This is a genomic window from Kutzneria viridogrisea DSM 43870 (genome assembly GCF_000525635.1).
GTDB lineage: Bacteria > Actinomycetota > Actinomycetes > Mycobacteriales > Pseudonocardiaceae > Kutzneria > Kutzneria viridogrisea.
Genome location: NZ_CP007155.1, coordinates 1,137,501 through 1,157,899, shown reverse-complemented (window position 1 = coordinate 1,157,899; position 20,399 = coordinate 1,137,501). Strand labels below are relative to the sequence as shown.

The following is a 20,399-nucleotide window of genomic DNA, read 5'->3' as shown; positions in this document are numbered from 1 at the left end:
ACCCACCCGCCACCCAAGGGGGAGAATCACCGGGTGACCGAGATCCCTCGCAAGGCCGTCCAGCGGACCGCGAAGCTCGCCAGCCTGCCGCTGGGCATGGCAGGCCGCGTGGTCGGCGGCTGGGGGAAGCGGTTGATCGGCCAGAGCGCCGAGGAGGTCAACTCCCAGCTGTCCGCCAAGACCGCCGAGCAACTGTTCGCCGTGCTCGGTCAGCTCAAGGGCGGGGCCATGAAGTTCGGCCAGGCGCTGAGCGTGTTCGAGGCCGCGGTGCCCGACGAACTGGCCGCTCCCTACCGGGAGGCGCTCACCAAGTTGCAGGCCGCCGCGCCGCCGCTGGAAGCACGCACCGTGCACCGGGTGCTGGCCGCGCAGCTGGGTCGCTCGTGGACGAAGCGGTTCGCCGAGTTCGACGACACCCCTGCGGCAGCCGCCAGCATCGGCCAGGTGCACCGCGCGGTCTGGCACGACGGCCGCGAGGTGGCCGTCAAGGTCCAGTACCCGGGGGCTGACGAGGCCCTGCTCGCCGACCTGCGCCAGTTGCAGCGGTTCAGCCGGGTGTTCCAGGCACTGGTGCCGGGCGCCGACGTCAAGCCGCTGCTCACCGAGCTTCAGGACCGGATGGTCGAGGAGCTCGACTACCGCACCGAGGGCGACAACGAACGCGCCTTCGCCAAGAGCTTCGACGGTGACGAGCACGTGGTGATCCCGAAGGTCGTGGCCAGCGCACCGATGGTGCTGGTCACCGAGTGGGTGACCGGGACACCGCTCGCCTCGGTCATCCGCGATGGTGAGCAGTCCGTCCGGGACCGGGCCGGGCTGCTGCTCTCGGAGTTCCACTTCTCCTCACCGGCCCGCTCCGGGCTGCTGCACGCCGACCCGCACCCCGGCAACTTCATGCTCACCCAGGACGGCAGGCTCTGCGTGCTCGACTTCGGCGCCGTCGCCCGGCTGCCCGAAGGCCTGCCCCGGCCCCTCGGCCTGATGACCCGCCTGTCGCTGGAGCAGCGCTCCGAGGAACTGCTCGACCTGCTGCGCAACGAGCACTTCGTGCGCCCTGACAGCACGGTGCAGGCCCAGGACGTGGTCGACTACCTGGGACCGTTCGTCGAACCACTGCGCGCCGACAGCTTCAAGTTCACCCGCAAGTGGTTGCAGAAACAGGCCGAGCGCATCGGCGACCTGCGCGGCCAGGACTTCCGCACCGGCCGGTCCCTGAACCTGCCGCCCCAGTACCTGCTCATCCACCGCGTGACGATGGGCGCCACCGGCATCCTCTGCCAACTCGACGCCGAGGTCCCCGCCCGCGACATCGTCTCCCGCTGGCAACCCGGCTTCGCCGACTGACCCACCCCCGCCCGAGTTCCGCCCACCCACACGCGAACCCCGCTCACCCACACGCGAGTCCCGGCCAGCCGCAGGCGAGTCCCGCTGAGCCGCTCGCGGGTCCCGGCCACCCACGCGCGAGTCCCGGCCAGCCATACGCGAGTCCCGCCCGCACGGGCCCGACTCCCGCCCACCTGCACACGGATCCCGCTCGGCCCCCGGCGACTCCCACCCACCTGCACGCGCGTCCCCGCCGACCGTCGGCGGCCTCCACCCAACCGCGCGCGAGTCCCGCCGAGCAGTCAGCGAACTCCGTCCAACCGCAGACGAGTCCCGCCGACCAGTCCACAAGCCCCGCCCCCAGCCACCGGCGAGTCCCGGCCAACCCCTGCGAACTCGACCCACCGGAGGCGAGTCCCACTGAATAGTCCACAAGCCCCGCCCAGCCGCAAACGAGCCCCGTCGTGCAGTCGGCGAGCCCCGGCCAACCGCAGGCGAGTCCCGCTGAGCCGCTCGCGGGTCCCGTTCAGCCACCGGCGGGTCCCGGCCAGCCGCAAACGAGCCCCACCTACCTGCACCCAAGTCCTGGCCAGCCACCGGCGAACCTCATCCAGCCGCAGGACGAGCCCCGCCGACCAGTCCACAAGCTCCGCCCAGCTGCAGGCGAGTCAAGGCCAGCCACCGGCGAACTCCACCCATCACAGACGAGTCGCGCCGACCAGTCCACGAGTCCCGCCCACCTGCACGCGCGTCCCGGCCACCCACGCGCGAGTCCCGCCCGCACAGGCCCGACTCCCGCCCACCTGCACACCAATCCCGCCCAACCACCGGCGACCCCGCCATCTGCACGCGCGTCCCGGCCAACCGTCGGCAGACTCCACCCAACCGCGCACGAGTCCCGCCGTGCAGTCGGCGAGTCCCGTCCAGCCGTGGCGAGGCCCTGGCCACCTGGACGCGAGTCGGCCACTGCCCAGTGCCGCCCAGCCCGCAGTCCGCACCAGCCCCAGCCAGCTGTGTGCAAGGCCCGTGCGGCAACACGTGAGTCATGGCCCTCCCCCGGCCACACGCATCTGCCCCCTTGGTTGGCGACTCGTCCGGCCTGCCTCCTTCTGTCCCCAGGCAACTCACTGCACCCCACCGCTGCCGAGACAAGCAGGAATCCCACTCCGACCTGCAGGTCCGTACTTCTCATCCAGCTTGTCAGCGACCCGCACGCGCCGAGTTGTCCACAGGCTGAGTGCGGCTTTTGTACCAACGCCACATTCGCTCGCCGGAGTTGTCCACAGATGCACAATCGGTATTCCGCGTGCGTGTAGCCAGCCGGACGATCGAGTCATGAACCAGACCTCGTCGATCGACCTGGCACTGCTGCCGGCCTCCGTACCCGACGGTGTGGTTCGCACCGCGGACCTGCGTGCCAGCGGCGTCTCAGGCTCAGCGATCTCGGTGCGCTGCCGTCCGGGCGGGCCCTGGCAGCGGTTGTTGCCGGGCGTGGTGCTGCTCTCCAGCGGCTCGCCGACCAGGCGCCAGCAGTTGCGAGCAGCGCTGCTGTACGCGGGAGACGGCGCAGTGATCACCGGCGTGGACGCCGCGTGCTTGCGGCACGAACTGCACCTGCCGATCCCGGAGGACGTGCACGTGCTCGTACCGGCGACCCGACGTGTGGCCGGCGAGGGCTTCGCGATCACCGAGCGCACAACGCGAATGCCCGAGACGATCACCGAGGACGGCCTGATCTACGCTCCGGTCGCCCGCGCGGTACTGGACGCGGCTCGCCGGGAACGGGATGCCCAGCGGTTGCGGGCGCTACTGGCCGAGCCGGTCCGCTGCGGTGCATGCCGGGTCAGCGACCTGCGTGAGGAGCTCGACGCGGGCAGCCAGCGCGGCACAGCGGCGCCGAGGGCCGCACTGCGCGCTGTGTCCGACGGCGTGTTGTCCCTTGCACAGGGCTGGGCTCGCCGAATCGTCCGGACCTGCCCGATACCGCCACCGCGCTGGAACGTCCCGGTCCGCAACGCGAGCGGAATCCTGCTTGGTGTTGTCGACGCGTGGTGGGACGAGGTGGCCCTGGCCTGGGAGGTCGGCACGCAGGACTTCCGGCTCGGCGCTGGAGAGCGCAGTGGCTCACCGCGCCAGTCCGGGCTGACCGGCAGCGGCATCCTGGTGCTGCGCACAGCTCGGGACAGACTGCGCACAGACCCCGCCGGGGTCCGGCGCGATCTGGTACAGGCATTCCACCGCGCCACTCGACGCATTCGCCCACCGGTGCACGGACTGGCGGACCAACTCCGGTCGACCCCGGGTCGCTAGCCGCTCACCAGTACTCGGCGGGCAGCTTGCCCTCGATGTCACGCACGTGCGCGCGGGCACACGTCGGGCACATCCAGCGCACAACACCACGCTCCCGCTCACAGGCCCAGGCCAGCGATTCGACGGAGTTCGCGTGCACATCACGCAGGCGTCCGCAGGTCGAGCAGGTCACCAGGGTCGCGGCGGACTGTTCGCCGACCAGTTCTTCGGTGTTGTCGGTCACAGCACGACGCTAGGCCAGTCCAGGCCCGTTGGGGCGGCCAATTCGGCTCGACAGCACGTCTGTGCAGCACATGACGAGGCGACCGCCCCTGCCCAGTTGGACAGGGGCGGTCGCCGACTCACCTCATACGTGACGCGAGGCCGAGCGTTCAGCTCGCCTGGCAGCCCAACCGGCTACTCGCCGCCACCTGTGGGCGACGACCAGCCGGTGGGCCCGGCGTTGCTCCTCGGCGCTTCGCAGCGCCTCACGTATCCGGATCTTGGCGAGTTCTTCATGGAGCAACATGGCGCGGGTCCCCTCAGTGTGCTGGTCGAAAATCCTCGGAACTGCGGTGAAGGTGCTGAAGGTGTTCACGCGGCTGCCTCCTGATTCCGAGCGGTGCTGACGCCGGTCTCGGCGACACGGTCCTCCTTGCGCGGGCGGCCACGGGGCCGCTTGCGCGGGATGACCACCCCACGCTCGAAGATCTCTCCGCCCCAGACACCCCACGGCTCGCGGCGAGCCAGCGCCGCGGACAGGCACTCGGCCTTGACCGGGCAGGTGGCGCACAGCGTCTTGGCGCGCTCGAGCTCGGCGGGAGCGTCGGCGAACCAGAGGTCGGGGTTGTTGGCGCGGCAGGGCAGGTCGAGCCCGGCACCCGGCGCGGTGTCGAGCAACTCGGCGACCCCGGCCCCAGCGGGCGCGGAGAAGTCGGGCAGTCCGGTGCCGGTTATCGGAACGGTGGCGGTGAACATGAGCGAGGTCCTCCCTGAGTCAGTCGTGCTCGTGCTGCTGTGGGCTGGCGTGTGCGTGCTGGTGTGCATGTCCTGCCGTGTTGTGTTCAGGTGGTGCACGGGTACTGGAAAAACACGAAGGCCGCGGTCCCGTTCCCGGGTCCGCGGCCTTCGTGAGCCTGATGGTCCTGACGTGGGGTCAGGTACCTCGCTCTGACGCGGACGAGAGAAGGTGGGTACGAACCTTGACGGCCTTGGTGGCCGCCGACTTGGCGTTGGTCAGGGCGCGATCGATCCACTGGGCAGACTGCTGCTGCAGACCCCGTGCACCGACTTCACCGCTCCTGCTCACGCCAGACATGGCGATAGCCCCAGTGGTCGGGTAGCCAGGGGCGTCGAGGATGTACATCGAGCTCATCGTGGCCACCTCCTCACTGGTATCGGGTTCGTACTTCGGCCGGGCACTTCCTGACCGGCTCCTGCAGGTTATTGCCCCTGTCAGCAGCCGTGCAACCGGTTTTAGAAAATCCTCTGACGAAGTTCTGGCGGTCAGGGCTCGCCGAGGCCCGCACCGTCCCTGACCAGGGCAAGCACGTCGGCGCCGAACTTGTCGAGCTTGGTGGGGCCGATGCCGGGGATCGCCACCAGCCCGCCGGTGTCCACCGGTCGCTGCTCGGCGATCGCCGTCAGGGTGTTGTCGGTGAACACGACGTAGACCGGCACGCGCAGCTGCGTGGCCCTGGCCTTGCGCCACTGCTTGAGCCGCGCGAGCAGCTCCTCGTCCACATCGGATGGACAGCTCTCACACCGGCCCAGCTTGACCGCGGTCGCGCTGACCAGCCCGCTGTCGCAGATCCGGCAGGTGCGCTGCACCGCCTTGGGGAACACCACGTCCCGCTGCCTGCCCGACGGGGTGTTCGAGGCCGGGTGGTTCTCGGGCAGCAGACCGTGCAGGAACCTGCTACGCCGCCTGCTGCGCCGACCGCCCGTGGTGCGGGACAACGCCCACGACAGCCACAGATGTTCACGCGCACGGGTGACTCCGACGTAGAGCAGGCGCCGCTCCTCCTCGATCGCCGCCTCGTCGGACTCGGCGTGCTGGATCGGCATGGTGCCCTCGGTCAGCCCGATCAGGAACACCGCGTCCCACTCGAGCCCCTTCGCCGCGTGCAGCGAGGCCAGCGTCACGCCCTCCACGGTCGGCGGGTGCTGCGCTTCGGCGCGCAGTTCCAGTTCGCCGACGAACCGTGGCAGATCGGCGCCCTCCACGGTGCTCACGAGTTCCTCGGACAGCTCGACCAGGGCCAGCAGCGAATCCCAGCGGTCCCGCGCCGCGCCGCCCGCAGGCGGGTCGGGAGTCAGCCCAAGCGGGTTGAGCACCTCGCGCACGACCCCGGGCAGCTCACCGGAACGGCCCGAACCCGCGGCCGTGCGCAGGGCGATCATCGCCTGCCGCACCTCGGGTCTCGTGAAGAAACGCTCGCCGCCGCGCACCTGGTACGGGATGTCCGCCTCGGTCAGCGCCTGCTCGTAGAGCTCCGACTGGGCGTTGACCCGGTAGAGCACGGCGATCTCGCTGGCGGCCACACCCTTGTCGAGCAGGCCCTTGATCCGGCCAGCCACGGCGTCGGCCTCGGCCTGCTCGTCGTCGAACTCGCTGAACTTCGGCTCCGGCCCGTCCGGGCGCTGGCCGATCAGCCGCAGCCGCGACCCGGCCGGCCGGTCCCGAGCACCGCTGATGACCCGGTTGGCGAGCAGCACGACCTGCGGGGTCGACCGGTAGTCACGCTCCAGCCGGATCACGACCGCCTCGGGGAACCGGCGCGGGAAGTTCAACAGCGGCCGCGGCGAGGCACCCGCGAAGGAGTAGATGGTCTGGTTGGCGTCCCCGACCACGGTCAGGTCGTCGCGCGCGCCCAGCCAGGCGTCGAGCACGCGCTGCTGGAGCGGGGTCACGTCCTGGTACTCGTCGACCACGAAGCAGCGGTAGCGGTCGCGGAACTCCTCGGCCACGTCCGCGTGGTCCTCGAGGATCGCCGCGGTGTGCAGCAGCAGGTCGTCGAAGTCGACCATCCGCGCCCTGGTCTTGAGCTGCTCGTAGCCCTGGTAGACGCGGGCCACCTGCTCCGCGGGCAGCGGGGCGTCCCGCCGGGCCCGCGAGGCGGCTGCCGGGTAGTCCTCGGGCGTGGTCAGCGAGGCCTTGGCCCACTCGATCTCGCTGGCCAGGTCGCGCAGGGCCTCCGAGGTGGTCGGCGCACCCACCCGGCTCGCGGCCTGCCCGACCAGGCGCAGCTTGCCGTCGAGCACCTCCCACGGCGCCTCGCCGACGACCCGCGGCCAGAAGTAGCGCAGCTGGCGCAGGGCCGCGGCGTGGAAGGTGACCGCCTGGGCGCCCGCGACGCCCAGCGCCTGCAGCCGGGTGCGCATCTCGCCCGCGGCCCGCTTCGTGAAGGTCACCGCGAGCACCTGACTGGGCACCACGTGGCCGCGCTGCACCAGGTGCGCGATCCGGCGGGTGATCGTCCTGGTCTTGCCGGTACCGGCGCCCGCGAGCACGCACACCGGGCCCCTCGGCGCGCTGACCGCACCGAGCTGCTCGGGGTCGAGTCCCTCCAGCAACCCGTTCTCGGCGTCCATACCGGCATCCTCGCAGAGCCCACCGACAGTCAAAGCGGAGCAGGGGGCAACAGGCCCACCGACCAGCCGTATCCTGGAGGCATGGCAGGTAAGCAGGAGGACAAGGCGGCGGCCAAGGAGGCGGCCCGCGCCCGGCGCGCGGAGTCGCGCGCCCGACGCGGCCAGATCTTCGAGGCGTTCAAGATGCAGCGTCGCGAGGACAAGGCCCTGGTGCCGCTGATGCTCGCGGTGCTGCTGGGCGCCACCGTGGTGGCCTTCCTCGTCGGCCTGATCTGGGACCTGCAGTGGGCGTTCCTGCCGCTGGGCATCGCGGTCGGCGCGCTGGGCGCCGTCGTGCTGTTCGGCCGTAGGGTGCAGCGCAACGTCTTCACCAAGGCCGACGGTCAGCCCGGCGCGGGCGCCTGGGCGCTGGAGAACCTGCGCGGGCGCTGGAAGGTGACCCCCGCCGTCGCGGGCACCACGCAGCTGGACGCGGTGCACCGGGTGATCGGCCGTCCGGGCATCATCCTGGTCGCCGAGGGCGCACCGCACCGGGTGAAGACGCTGCTCGCGCAGGAGAAGAAGCGGGTCGCCCGCATCGTCGGCGACACCCCGATCTACGACGTGGTGATCGGCAACGAGGACAAGCAGGTGCCGCTGCGCAAGCTTCAGGCGCACCTGATGAAGCTGCCGCGCAACATCAGCGCGGGCCAGATGGACTCGCTGGAGAACCGGCTGCAGGCCCTGGCCAGCCGTGGTGCCGCGATGCCGAAGGGGCCGCTGCCGCAGGGCGCCAAGATGCGCAACGTGCAGCGCACCCTGCGCCGCCGCTGAGTTCGACGGGGCTTTGCGGCGGCGAGGTCGCGGAGCCCCACGCCTCAGCGGGTGCGGACCACCACGGTGCCGACGAGCTTGTCGTGCAGGCCACGGTTGTCCCCGTCCCAGACGACGGCGGGGATGACCAGTGCGACCAGCGCGGTGCGCACCAGTCCGCGCGGCACGCCGACCATGGTGCTGCCGTCCAGCCGGGCCACCCGCACGCCCATCACGTACATGCCCGGGGTGAAGCCGAAGAACGAGACGGCGATCACGCCGATCAGGTACCAGGCCAGCAGGCTCCAGTTCTGCGGCAGCTCGGGCATGGTGAACAGCCCGGCGACCAGTCCGGACAGCACGCAGTCGATGAGCATGCCGACCGCGCGCCGGGCGGTGGAGGACACCGAGCCGGGCCCGGTCTCCGGCAACCCGAGTCGCTCACCGCGCCAGCGCTGGGTCTTCCTGTCGCCCGCGTCCGCGCCCGGTTCGAGCGCCGCGCGAGGTCCGGACAGCCACGAACCGGTCCACCTGTTCACCCCTCCAGGGTAAGGCCGTGGTCACCCGGACGATGCGTCGAGGGCGCGGACTAGCCTGCCTGGGGCCGCGTTAACACCGGCGAAACACATGGGTGACTGACGGGCAACACCGCCCGCCTAGTTTCGTGACGAAAAGCCGACAGCGAGCCTGGAGCCCACAAGCCACTGGCGGCGCGAGCGGCGCCGGCGAACGGCCGGGCCGGCAACGAGCCGAAGGAGCCAACGAGGGTGTTCACCAATCCCGACGAGGTCCAGCGCTTCATCGCCGATGAGGGCGTGAAGTTCGTCGACGTCAGGTTCAGCGACCTGCCGGGCATCATGCAGCACTTCACGGTGCCGGCATCGTCGTTCGACGCTGACGCGATCAGCGAGGGACTGGCGTTCGACGGCTCGTCGGTGCGCGGGTTCCAGCAGATCCACGAGTCGGACATGCTGCTGCTGCCCGACCTGGCGACCGCCCGGATCGACCCGTTCCGCATCGAGAAGACGCTCATCGTCAACTTCTTCGTGCACGACCCGCTGACCCGCGAGGCCTACAGCCGCGACCCGCGCAACATCGCACGCAAGGCGGAGCAGTTCATCACCGAGTCCGGTGTCGCGGACACCGCCTTCTTCGGTGCCGAGGCCGAGTTCTACCTGTTCGACTCGGTGCGCTTCGACAGCGCGGAGAACGCCTCCTTCCACGAGATCGACTCCGTCGCGGGCTGGTGGAACACCGGCGCTGACGAAGAGGGCGGCAACAAGGGCTACAAGGTCCGGTTCAAGGGCGGCTACTTCCCGGTCTCCCCCACCGACCACTTCGCCGACCTGCGCGACAAGATCACGCTGAACCTGATCGAGTCCGGCTTCACCGTCGAGCGCGCGCACCACGAGGTCGGCACCGCGGGCCAGGCCGAGATCAACTACAAGTTCAACTCGCTGCTGCACGCCGCGGACGACCTCCAGTTGTTCAAGTACATCGTGAAGAACACGGCGTGGCAGGCGGGCAAGACCGCCACCTTCATGCCCAAGCCGCTGTTCGGCGATAACGGCTCCGGCATGCACTGCCACCAGTCGCTGTGGAAGGACGGCTCGCCGCTGTTCTACGACGAGTCCGGCTACGGCGGCCTCTCCGACACCGCGCGCCACTACATCGGCGGCCTGCTGCACCACGCCCCGAGCCTGCTGGCGTTCACCAACCCGACGGTGAACTCCTACCACCGCCTGGTGCCCGGCTTCGAGGCCCCGGTGAACCTGGTGTACTCGCAGCGCAACCGCTCCGCCTGCATCCGCATCCCGATCACCGGCAACAACCCGAAGGCCAAGCGCGTCGAGTTCCGCTGCCCGGACTCCTCGGGCAACCCGTACCTGGCCTTCGCCTCGATGCTGATGGCCGGCCTGGACGGCATCAAGAACAAGATCGAGCCGCCGGCTCCGGTGGACAAGGACCTCTACGAGCTGCCGCCCGAGGAGGCCAAGGAGGTCGCGCAGGTGCCCGCCTCGCTGGACGAGGTGCTGAACAACCTGGAGCGCGACCACGACTTCCTGCTGGAGGGTGGCGTGTTCACCTCCGACGTGATCGAGACCTGGATCGCGCTCAAGCGGGAGAGCGAGATCGACCCGCTGCGGCTGCGCCCGCACCCGTACGAGTTCGCGCTCTACTACGACGTGTGATCGAGTCCTGACCGGTTTCGGCCCCGTGGATCAGCTGGTCCGCGGGGCCGAACCGCGTTCTGGGGACACAAGGGACACCGACACACGTCCGTAACAAAACACGCGTCACTTTCGGGTTTGATGGAACGGGCGGTAACCGAAGCTGGAGGTGGCCGAGATGGCGGAACCCATCCCATGTGAGCAGACACGTGAGGTCACCGTCGAGGTCGGCGTCTACGACCCGGTGCGCGGACTCGCCCGCACCTGGCCCCAGGACTACTCGCTCAGCTTCGACGTCACCCCGCACGGGGACGTGGTCATCCGCGGGGACAAGGCAGGGCTGCGCGGGCTCGCCACGCAACTGCTCGCGTTGGCCGAGTCGGACGTGCCGCCGCGGTTCCACTTCCGCATCGACGACTTCATGCTGGAGCTGGACCGGGGGTCCATGCCGGTGCGCATCGAACAGCGGGACTGACCGGGCGAGGAGTTCGCCGAACGGCGATCTCCCTGCGGTTCGAGGCGCCAGGACGTGCTGCAAGGCGTACCTGAACGAGCACCCGCGAACCGACCCTCTAAGGTCACGCCGTGGCCGAAAACGACACCAACCTGCTCTCCACTCACTTCTTCGACTCCGCCGCCGAGGCGACGGAGGCCGTGCGCGCCGCGGACCTGCTTGGCCTGGGCGTCGCACTGTCCAACCGGCTCGTGCCGGACACCGACTCCGATGACGGCTCGTTCGTCGAGGAGTGGGTCGTGGACATCTTCTCCGCCGTGCCCGAGGCCGAGGCTGACGCCGAGGCAGAGGTCGCCTGAGAACTGTTTGCTGGTGGTGGGGCGTGCGGGCACGCCCCACCGACACCGGTCAGATGGTGAGCACCAGCTTGCCGCGCACGTGCCCGCCCTCGAGCAGTTCCTGCGCCTTGGCCGCCTCGGCGAGCGGGAACACCTGCTGCACCTCCGCGGTGAGCTTGCCCGCGGCGGCCAGTTCGCCCAACCAGGTCAGTTCCTCGTGGTTCGGCTTCACGAACACGTAGTGCCCGCCCCGTTCCAGCACCTTGCCGTCGACCACCGAGGAGTGCCGAGCCCGGTCCTTCACCAGTTCGGGTGAAACTTCCAGGGCATGGCCACCGATGAAGTCGACCGCCGCATCCACCTTGCCCTCACCACCGACGAGCTTCGCGACCTCCTCGACGAGCGCGTCGCCGTAGGTCACGGGCTCCGCGCCGAGAGCACGCAGGAAGTCGTGGTTGCGCGGCGAGGCCGTACCCAGCACCCGCTCCGCGCCCAACGCACGAGCGATCTGCACCGCGAGGTGCCCGACGCCGCCCGAGGCCGCGTGCACCAGCACGGTGTCGCCCGGACCGACGTTCACCGCCTTGAGCGACTGCAACGCGGTAAGGCCCGCCAGGGGCAGTGACGCGGCCTGCTCGAAGCTGACCGAAGCCGGCTTGTGCGCGAGGCCGCGCTCCGGAGCCGCGACCAGTTCAGCGTAGGTGCCGTTCTGCACGTGGTCCTTGCGCAGGTAGCCGAAGACCTCGTCACCCGGCGCGTAGCCCTGGACCGCGGGCCCTGCCGCGACGACCACGCCCGCCGCGTCCCAGCCGGGGATGAGCGGGAAGTGGTGTGGCAGTGCGCCCTGCAGGTACCCGGCGCGGATCTTCCAGTCCACTGGGTTCAGGCTCGCCGCACGCACCTTGACCAGCACCTGGTCCGGGCCGACGAGCGGATCGGGCAGTTCCTGAAGCGACAGCACGCTGGCGTCGCCGAACTCGTTCTGTGCGATTGCCTTCACGATTCAGTAGAACACCTGCCCCGCCGGGCCGCATTCCACGCGCGCCGCTCAGTCACCGTAGAAGACGCGCTCGATCACGGCCCTGGCACGCCGAGTCGTGCGCCGGTACTCGTCGAGATACTCGCCGGGGTCCTGATTCGGCGAATACCCGCACGCGGCAGCGACGGCCGCCAGCTCACGCCCCGAGGTCGGCACCTGGTCCGAAGGCTTGCCGCGGACGAGCATCACGGCGTTGCGGGCTTTTGTCGCCATCAGCCACGCGGTGGTCAGCGACTCCGCGTCCGAGGCCGTGAGCAGCCCGGCCTCGGCGGCCAGCGCCAGACCCTCGATCGTCGAGGTCGTGCGCAGGGCGGGCACGTCGCCCGCGTGCTGGATCTGCAGCAGCTGGATCGTCCACTCGATGTCCGCGAGCCCGCCCCGCCCCAGCTTCGTGTGCGTCGCAGGGTCCGCGCCCCTCGGCAGTCGCTCGGCGTCCACCCTGGCCTTGATCCGGCGGATCTCCCTGACCCGGGCCGCGTCCAGGCCACCGACCGGGTAGCGCACGGGGTCGACCATCTCGCAGAACCGCCTGCCCAGGACCGCGTCACCGGCCACGGCGCTGGCCCGCAGCAGGGCCTGCGCCTCCCACACCTCGGACCACTGCGCGTAGTACGCCCGGTACGACTCGAAGGTCCGCACCAGCGGGCCGTTGCGCCCCTCCGGCCGCAGGTCGGCGTCGATGATCAGCGCAGGGTCCTGGCTCGGCGCCGCCAGCAGTCGCTTGGTCGTCTCGGCGATGGTGGAGGCGTACTTGACCGCCTCGGCGTCGGTGGCCCCGTTGGCCGGCTCGCAGACGAACAGCACGTCGGCGTCGGAGCTGTAGCCCAGCTCCCGGCCGCCGAGCCTGCCCATGCCGATCACGGCGATCTTCGCGAGCGGCTCGCCGGTACCCATCGAGCGCATGCCCACGTCGAGCGCCGACTGCAACACCGCGATCCACACCCCGGACAGGGCCTCGCAGACAGCCGGTACATCGCTCAGGCCGAGCAGATCGGCGCAGGCGACACGCAGCAGCTCATGCCTGCGCAGCGAGCGCGCCGCCGTCACTGCCTTGGACAGATCGCTGTGCCGTCCGACCGCGCTGCGCAGCGAACCGGCGACCTCGGCCGGGTCGCGATTGGCCAGAGCCGCGGTCTCGGCCAGCAGCCGCAGCACCTCCGGCGCGCGCACCAGCAGGTCGGGCACCAACTTGGAGGTGCCCAGCAGCACCGCGAGCCGCTCGACGACGGCGCCCTCGTCACGAAGCAGGCGCAGGTACCACGGCGTCTCGGAGAGCGCCTCCGACACGCGGCGGTACGACAGCAGGCCGCCGTCGGGATCCGGCGTGTTCGCCAGCAGGCTCAACAGGACGGGCAGCAGCGTGGTCTGGATCGCCGCGCGCCGCGACATCCCCGAGGTCAGCGACTCGATGTGCTTCAACGCGCCGTCCGGTGCGGTGTAGCCCAGTGCCGCGAGACGGGCCACCGCCTCCTTGGTGGTCAGCCGCATTGCCTCGGTCGGGACCCTGGCCACGGCTTCCAGCAGCGGTCGGTAGAACAGCTTCTCGTGCAGCCTGCGCACCCGGTTGCCGTGCCTGCGGAACTCGGCGAGCAGCACGTCGGCCGCGCCCCGCCTGCCGTCCGGGTACAGACCCGCCGCCCGCGCAAGCCACCGCAGACCCGAACGGTCCTCTTCCGCCGGGAAGGTGTGCGTGCGCCTCAACCGCTGCAACTGGAGCCGGTGCTCCAGCGTGCGCAGGAACTTGTAGGACTCGGCGAGCCCTGCCGCGTCCGCCCGCCCGACGTAGCCGCCGTGTCCCAATGCCTCCAGCGCCGCCATCGTCGACGACGAGCGCAACGCGTCGTCACCGCGCCCGTGCACGAGTTGCAGGAGCTGCACCGCGAACTCCACGTCCCGCAGGCCGCCACGCCCCAGCTTGAGCTCGCGCTCGGCCAGGCCCGCCGGTATGTGGTCCTCCACGCGCCGCCGCATCGCCTGCACGTCAGCGACGAAGTTCTCGCGCCCGGCCGCCGTCCAGACCATCGGCATCAGCGCCTCGACGTAGGCCTTGCCGACCTCCTCGTCGCCAGCGACCGGCCTGGCCTTGAGCAGCGCCTGGAACTCCCAGGTCCGCGCCCAGCGCTTGTAGTACGCGACGTGCCCGTCGAGCGTGCGGACAAGTGCACCCGCCTTGCCCTCGGGGCGCAGTGCGGCGTCGACCTCGAAGCACGCCTCCGTCGCGATGCGCATCATCGAGCTGGCGACCCTCGTCGCCACCGGGAGGTCCGCGTCCTGATCGGTCACGAACACCACGTCCACGTCGCTGACGTAGTTCAGCTCGCGCCCGCCGCACTTGCCCATGGCGATCACCGCGAGCCGGCACGGCTTGCCCGCCTCTGCCGAAGCCACGGCGAGCGCAGCCCTCAGTGCTGCCACGGCCAGATCCGAGAGTTGCTCGGCGACCTTCTCGTAGCCGGGCGCGGCCAGCTCGGGCTGCACCAGGTGGCCGAGATCCGCCGCGGCCACGTCAAGGAGCAGGCCCCGGTAAGCACGGCGCAGCGCGCGTACCGCCTCCGCACCGCGCAGCTCCGCAATCGCTTGCTGCAGGGTCTCCGTGAAGCCAAGTCGGTTGTCGCCGCCGGAGACCAGGCGGCGCCACTGGTCATGGTTCGCGACGAGGAAGTCCGACAACGCCGTCGACGAGCCGAGCACTGCCAGCAGGCGCCCTCGCAGCCCGCCATCGGTGGTCAACAACTCCGTGAGCTCGTCCCACACGGGACCGACGGCCTCACGCAGGCGGTCAAGGCCCTGCACCGCCATGTCCGGGTCCGGGCTTCGGGACAGCGCGCCGAGCAGGACCTCCATGCCTGCCACCGGCCCGCCCTCGCGCCACCAGCCCGCGGCGCGCAGCGCCTGCTCGGCTCTGGGCTCGGTCATGCCGAACCTGGCCGGTGAGGACGTGGACCGCTGCGGATCAGTCATGACGGATCACACCGTAGCGCCGCGAACCGGATCAGTGGGAAACGATCAGGTACAGGCCGTAGAGCACGATCAGGGAGCAGGCCGAGAAGCAGGAGACCGCGACGGTCAGTCCCGCCGAGCCGGTGCCGCCCTGGGCGCGGGCGACGACGCGCTGCGACATGCCCCTGATGCCCGTCGCGAAGAGGATGACAACGCACGCCACTGTGCCCAGGCCGACCACGAGGACCTCGGCGAGCGCGAACCAGTTGACGTTCACGCTGCCACCTCGAAGGTCTCGGGCTCGTCCGTCGAGCCGATCTGCTGGTTGACGGTGCTCTCGGCCGTCACCGGCTTGCGGCGGGATGCGATGTAGATGCCGCCAGCGACGGCGATGCCCGCCAGGGCGACGATGACCACACCAGCGGTCCCAGTAGAGGCGATCTCGCTGGCCAGCGCGCCGACCACTGCGGCGGCAGGCAGGGTCATCACCCATGCGAGGACCATGCGGCCCGCGACGCTCCAGCGCACTTCAGCGAGCTTGCGCCCCATGCCCGCGCCGAGAATCCCACCCGAGCACACGTGGGTCGTGGAGAGCGCGAAGCCCAGGTGCGAGGAGGTCAGGATCACTGCCGCCGAGCTGGTCTGTGCCGCGAACCCCTGCGGGCCCTCGATGCTGGTGAGCCCCTTGCCCAGCGTGTGTGTGATGCGCCAGCCACCGAAGTAGGTGCCGAGAGCGATGGCGATGGCTGCGCACAGAATCACCCAAACGGGCGGCCCCGCCGACGCGGGCAGCATGCCTGCGGTGATCAGGGTCAGCGTGATGATGCCCATCGTCTTCTGGGCGTCGTTGGTGCCGTGTGCGAGCGAGACGAGACCTGCCGACACGATCTGGCCAACCCGGAAGCCCGAGTTCACGACCCTGCGGTCCGCCGAGACGGTGAGCCGGTACGTGAGGTAGGTCGCCAGCATCGCGATGAGACCCGCGATCAGCGGGGAGGCCAGCGCGGGGATGAGGACCTTCTCGACGACCTTCGCGAAGTGCACGGCGTCGCCGCCTGCCGCGATCCAGGTGGCGCCGATCAGGCCACCGAACAGGGCGTGCGAGGAGCTGGAGGGCAAACCCACCAGCCAGGTCACGAGATTCCAGACGATCGCACCGACCAGTCCGGCGAACACCACCGCCGGTGTGATCTTGGCGTCGTCCACGATCCCGCCCGAGATCGTCTTCGCGACCTCGACGGACAGGAAGGCCCCAACCAGGTTGAGCACTGCGGACATGGCCACGGCGACCTTGGGTTTGAGTGCGCCGGTGGCGATGGACGTGGCCATCGCATTGGCTGTGTCGTGAAAGCCGTTGGTGAAGTCGAATGCCAGCGCGGTGGCGATGACAACGATGACCAGTAGGGGGACGTCCACCTAATCCTCCGGCGGTGGGCTGCTGCTACTGAACGTTACCCCGCCGGTGCGGGTTCCAGAGTGAGCCGATCCAGGCGTCACCTTGGAGAAACGTACAGTTCACAACATGGTTCACGCTAGGGGGAGATTTCGCGACTTGTCCCTCGCCGGCGCGAGCACACCTGCACTGAGCTGCACGAACCTCTCCGTGAACGGCTGCCAGACCTCGGCCAGGGTGAGATGCGCCTCGGTCAACGAATCCGGCTCGAGCTGCCCTGACCTGGCCGAAGCGGCAAGTTCCGGTGCCCGTTGGGCCCACTCCAGCACGACGGCCGGAGTCGTCTCGATGTGGAACTGCACCCCGTAGCCCGACTGCCCGACACGAAATGCCTGATTCTGGTAGCGCGGCGAGGACGCCAACAACTCGGCCGTCGGCGGCAAGGAGCTGATCTCGTCGTTGTGGAACTGGAGGACGTCGGGCGTCAGCGGCAGGTCCGCGAACAAGGGGTCAGCGGCTGCGCTGTCGCGCTTAGCGACCAGCATCACGCCAGCCTCCGGCCCCTGCCTGCCAACACGCACCTGGCCGCCTGTCGCCACCGCGAGCAACTGTGCGCCCAGACAAATCCCCAGCACCGGCACGCGGTTCGCCACCGCTTTTGACAGCAGCTGGCGGACGCTCGCCAACCACGGGTGTACCGCGTCGTCCAGCGCGCCCATCTCGCCGCCCAGGCACACGACGCCCTGGTAGTTCTCCAGCCCTGGCAGTTCCGCCTCGGCGGGCTCCGCGACGTCCAGTACAGCGCCTGCGGTGGTCAGCCAGTCGATGAGTCGAGCAGGCGGGTCGAGCTTCGAGGGCTGGATCACCAGCAGGCGTGGCGAGGTCACACCTGAGCCTAGAACGACAGTTCCAGGTAGTCAGCCAGGGGTCGGTAGCCGAGGTGGCGCCCGCAGCGAGGGCAGTGGTGCTTGCGGCGGCCGTCACTGCCGAGGCGCATCCGCGGCGCCAGGCCTCCTGCCCCAGCTTGACAGACCGAACCTGGACGACAATTTTGGCCCTAGAACGTGAAAAGGCTGGTGGGTGGTCAAGGAACCCTCAGGCTCAACTCAACCACCCACCAGCAAAAAATGTTCGGCAGCGTCCTACTCTCCCACACCCTCACGAGTGCAGTACCATCGGCGCAGGAGGGCTTAGCTTCCGGGTTCGGAATGGGACCGGGCGTTTCCCCTCCGCCAACACCACCGAAACACTATGAAATTACCACCACACCCACCCACCACAGCCAAAGGCCGATCAGGGTGATGCCGGTTGGTTCTTTCAGAACCACACAGTGGATGCGTAGCACCTTCGTAGTCAAGTCCTCGGCCTATTAGTACCAGTCAACTCCACACCTCACGGTGCTTCCATCTCTGGCCTATCAACCCAATCGTCTCTTGGGGGCCTTAACTCACAAGGAGAGGGAGATCTCATCTTGGAACAAGCTTCCCGCTTAGATGCTTTCAGCGGTTATCTCTTCCGAACGTAGCCAACCAGCCATGCTCCTGGCGGAACAACTGGCACACCAGAGGTCCGTCCATCCCGGTCCTCTCGTACTAGGGACAGCCTTCCTCAAATCTCCTACGCGCACGGCGGATAGGGACCGAACTGTCTCACGACGTTCTAAACCCAGCTCGCGTACCGCTTTAATGGGCGAACAGCCCAACCCTTGGGACCTACTCCAGCCCCAGGATGCGACGAGCCGACATCGAGGTGCCAAACCATGCCGTCGATATGGACTCTTGGGCAAGATCAGCCTGTTATCCCCGGGGTACCTTTTATCCGTTGAGCGACGCCGCTTCCACCAGCCAGCGCCGGATCACTAGTTCCGACTTTCGTCCCTGCTCGACCTGTCAGTCTCACAGTCAAGCCCCCTTGTGCACTTGCACTCAACACCTGATTGCCAACCAGGCTGAGGGAACCTTTGAGCGCCTCCGTTACCCTTTGGGAGGCAACCGCCCCAGTTAAACTACCCACCAGGCACTGTCCCTGAACCAGATCATGGTCCGAGGTTAGACACCCAGAACGACCAGAGTGGTATTTCAACGATGACTCCACAGCCACTGGCGTGACCGCTTCACAGTCTCCCACCTATCCTACACAAGCCGAACCGAGCACCAATACCAAGCTATAGTAAAGGTCCCGGGGTCTTTCCGTCCTGCCGCGCGTAACGAGCATCTTTACTCGTAATGCAATTTCACCGGGCCTGTGGTTGAGACAGTCGAGAAGTCGTTACGCCATTCGTGCAGGTCGGAACTTACCCGACAAGGAATTTCGCTACCTTAGGATGGTTATAGTTACCACCGCCGTTTACTGGCGCTTAAGTTCTCAGCTTCGCCCCGAAAGGCTAACCGGTCCCCTTAACGTTCCAGCACCGGGCAGGCGTCAGTCCATATACATCGTCTTGCGACTTCGCATGGACCTGTGTTTTTAGTAAACAGTCGCTTCTCGCTGCTCTCTGCGGCCGCACAGCCCTAGCCCGCATGGGGCTTCAAGCCACACGGCCCCCCTTCTCCCGAAGTTACGGGGGCATTTTGCCGAGTTCCTTAACCACAGTTCACCCGAACGCCTCGGTATTCTCTACCTGACCACCTGTGTCGGTTTGGGGTACGGGCCGCATAAACACTCGCTAGAGGCTTTTCTCGGCAGCATGGGATCACTCTACTTCGCCTCAATCGGCTACGCATCACGTCTCAGCCTAACATCAGGACGGATTTGCCTATCCCGATAGCCTACACGCTTACACCAGTATTACCACTGACTGGCGGAGCTACCCTCCTGCGTCACCCCATCGCTTGACTACTACCGGATCGGATCCCGCGCAATCATTGTTTTGTCCGAAGACTCCACAACTCTCGGGCGGTTAGCATCACCGGCCTCACCATGGACGCGTTTACACGGGTACGGGAATATCAACCCGTTGTCCATCGACTACGCCTGTCGGCCTCGCCTTAGGTCCCGACTTACCCTGGGCGGATTAGCCTGGCCCAGGAACCCTTGGTCATCCGGCGGACGAGTTTCTCACTCGTCTTTCGCTACTCATGCCTGCATTCTCACTCGCGTGGCCTCCACGGCTAGGTTCCCCTGCCGCTTCATCGCCCACACGACGCTCCCCTACCCATCCACACGACTGGACCCCACCCGAAGGTGAAGCCGATCGATGTGTGAATGACACAGCTTCGGCGGTGTGCTTGAGCCCCGCTACATTGTCGGCGCAGGACCACTTGACCAGTGAGCTATTACGCACTCTTTAAAGGGTGGCTGCTTCTAAGCCAACCTCCTGGTTGTCTGGGCGACCCCACATCCTTTCCCACTTAGCACACACTTTGGGGCCTTAGCTGGTGTTCTGGGCTGTTTCCCTCTCGACTACGAACCTTATCGCCCGCAGTCTCACTGCCGCACTCTCACTTGATGGTATTCGGAGTTTGGTTGACTTCAGTAAGCTTGTAGGCCCCCTAGGCCATCCAGTGCTCTACCCCCACCAAGAAACATGCGACGCTGCACCTAAATGCATTTCGGGGAGAACCAGCTATCACGGAGTTTGATTGGCCTTTCACCCCTAACCACAGCTCATCCCCCAGGTTTTCAACCCTGGTGGGTTCGGGCCTCCACGCGGTCTTACCCGCGCTTCACCCTGGCCATGGCTAGATCACCCCGCTTCGGGTCTAGAGCACGCGACTATATCGCCCTATTCGGACTCGCTTTCGCTACGGCTACCCCACACAGGTTAACCTCGCCACGTACCGCTAACTCGCAGGCTCATTCTTCAAAAGGCACGCCATCACCCCTGCAACGGAGGCTCTGACGGATTGTAAGCACACGGTTTCAGGTACTATTTCACTCCCCTCCCGGGGTACTTTTCATCTTTCCCTCACGGTACTAGTCCGCTATCGGTCACCAGGGAGTATTTAGGCTTAGCGGGTGGTCCCGCCAGATTCACAGCAAATTCCACGAGCTCGCTGCTACTTGGGATCACTACAAGGAAGACAGCATGTTTTCGCGTACGGGACTATCACCCTCTACGGTCCAG

Annotated in this window: 16 protein-coding genes and 2 rRNA genes (1 of these 18 only partly in view); 6 read left to right on the top strand and 12 right to left on the bottom strand. The window is 68.0% G+C overall.

Annotation, left to right across the window (positions count from 1 at the left end; all coding sequences use genetic code 11):
- The first annotated feature begins 33 nt into the window (after positions 1-33).
- Both KALB_RS05440 and KALB_RS05435 read left to right on the top strand, forming a co-directional pair.
- Positions 34-1,344, top strand: coding sequence for an ABC1 kinase family protein (locus KALB_RS05440; RefSeq protein WP_025354714.1), 1,311 nt, complete (start codon positions 34-36; stop codon positions 1,342-1,344).
- A 1,314-nt stretch (positions 1,345-2,658) separates the two neighbouring features.
- Positions 2,659-3,633 (top strand): hypothetical protein, encoded by a 975-nt coding sequence (locus tag KALB_RS05435; protein WP_042220262.1) that lies wholly within the window; start codon positions 2,659-2,661, stop codon positions 3,631-3,633.
- 4 nt (positions 3,634-3,637) lie between these two features.
- On the opposite strand, the gene KALB_RS05430 is transcribed toward KALB_RS05435, so the two are convergent.
- From KALB_RS05430 to KALB_RS05415, 4 genes are all read right to left on the bottom strand, one after another.
- Complete coding sequence (locus KALB_RS05430) at positions 3,638-3,856, bottom strand: hypothetical protein (RefSeq protein WP_025354712.1); 219 nt, start codon at positions 3,854-3,856, stop codon at positions 3,638-3,640.
- A gap of 350 nt (positions 3,857-4,206) precedes the next feature.
- Positions 4,207-4,590 (bottom strand): WhiB family transcriptional regulator, encoded by a 384-nt coding sequence (locus KALB_RS05425; protein ID WP_025354711.1) that lies wholly within the window; start codon positions 4,588-4,590, stop codon positions 4,207-4,209.
- Between the two features lie 178 nt (positions 4,591-4,768).
- Positions 4,769-4,987, bottom strand: a complete 219-nt coding sequence (locus KALB_RS05420; RefSeq protein WP_148309357.1) for a hypothetical protein — start codon at positions 4,985-4,987, stop codon at positions 4,769-4,771.
- A 131-nt stretch (positions 4,988-5,118) separates the two neighbouring features.
- Positions 5,119-7,206, bottom strand: a complete 2,088-nt coding sequence (locus KALB_RS05415; protein ID WP_025354709.1) for an ATP-dependent DNA helicase UvrD2 — start codon at positions 7,204-7,206, stop codon at positions 5,119-5,121.
- An 81-nt stretch (positions 7,207-7,287) separates the two neighbouring features.
- Here KALB_RS05415 and KALB_RS05410 point away from each other — a divergent pair, with 81 nt between their 5' ends.
- Positions 7,288-8,019: a DUF4191 domain-containing protein gene (locus KALB_RS05410; RefSeq protein ID WP_025354708.1), complete on the top strand. Its 732-nt coding sequence runs from the start codon at positions 7,288-7,290 to the stop codon at positions 8,017-8,019.
- 44 nt (positions 8,020-8,063) lie between these two features.
- On the opposite strand, the gene KALB_RS05405 is transcribed toward KALB_RS05410, so the two are convergent.
- Complete coding sequence (locus KALB_RS05405) at positions 8,064-8,537, bottom strand: RDD family protein (RefSeq protein ID WP_025354707.1); 474 nt, start codon at positions 8,535-8,537, stop codon at positions 8,064-8,066.
- A gap of 228 nt (positions 8,538-8,765) precedes the next feature.
- Here KALB_RS05405 and glnA point away from each other — a divergent pair, with 228 nt between their 5' ends.
- From glnA to KALB_RS05390, 3 genes are all read left to right on the top strand, one after another.
- Positions 8,766-10,190, top strand: coding sequence for a type I glutamate--ammonia ligase (glnA, locus tag KALB_RS05400; protein WP_025354706.1), 1,425 nt, complete (start codon positions 8,766-8,768; stop codon positions 10,188-10,190).
- A gap of 157 nt (positions 10,191-10,347) precedes the next feature.
- On the top strand, positions 10,348-10,644 hold the full coding sequence (locus tag KALB_RS05395) for an Imm32 family immunity protein (protein WP_025354705.1): 297 nt from the start codon (positions 10,348-10,350) through the stop codon (positions 10,642-10,644).
- 110 nt (positions 10,645-10,754) lie between these two features.
- Positions 10,755-10,982 carry a hypothetical protein gene (locus KALB_RS05390; RefSeq protein WP_025354704.1) on the top strand — a complete coding sequence of 76 codons (228 nt, stop codon included), beginning with the start codon at positions 10,755-10,757 and terminating at the stop codon, positions 10,980-10,982.
- Between the two features lie 49 nt (positions 10,983-11,031).
- On the opposite strand, the gene KALB_RS05385 is transcribed toward KALB_RS05390, so the two are convergent.
- The 7 genes from KALB_RS05385 to KALB_RS05355 form a co-directional block, all read right to left on the bottom strand.
- Positions 11,032-11,961, bottom strand: a complete 930-nt coding sequence (locus KALB_RS05385; RefSeq protein ID WP_025354703.1) for an NADP-dependent oxidoreductase — start codon at positions 11,959-11,961, stop codon at positions 11,032-11,034.
- A gap of 48 nt (positions 11,962-12,009) precedes the next feature.
- On the bottom strand, positions 12,010-14,961 hold the full coding sequence (locus KALB_RS05380; protein WP_025354702.1) for a bifunctional [glutamine synthetase] adenylyltransferase/[glutamine synthetase]-adenylyl-L-tyrosine phosphorylase: 2,952 nt from the start codon (positions 14,959-14,961) through the stop codon (positions 12,010-12,012).
- Positions 14,962-14,992: 31 nt separating this feature from the next.
- Positions 14,993-15,217, bottom strand: a complete 225-nt coding sequence (locus KALB_RS05375) for a hypothetical protein (protein WP_025354701.1) — start codon at positions 15,215-15,217, stop codon at positions 14,993-14,995.
- Positions 15,214-16,356: an inorganic phosphate transporter gene (locus tag KALB_RS05370; RefSeq protein ID WP_025354700.1), complete on the bottom strand. Its 1,143-nt coding sequence runs from the start codon at positions 16,354-16,356 to the stop codon at positions 15,214-15,216. Before KALB_RS05370 ends, KALB_RS05375 begins: the two co-directional genes overlap by 4 nt.
- A gap of 111 nt (positions 16,357-16,467) precedes the next feature.
- Complete coding sequence (locus KALB_RS05365) at positions 16,468-17,220, bottom strand: type 1 glutamine amidotransferase (RefSeq protein ID WP_025354699.1); 753 nt, start codon at positions 17,218-17,220, stop codon at positions 16,468-16,470.
- 242 nt (positions 17,221-17,462) lie between these two features.
- Positions 17,463-17,579: ribosomal RNA gene (gene rrf / locus KALB_RS05360) — 5S ribosomal RNA — on the bottom strand.
- Between the two features lie 103 nt (positions 17,580-17,682).
- Positions 17,683-20,399: ribosomal RNA gene (locus KALB_RS05355) — 23S ribosomal RNA — on the bottom strand; it runs 395 nt beyond the window's last position.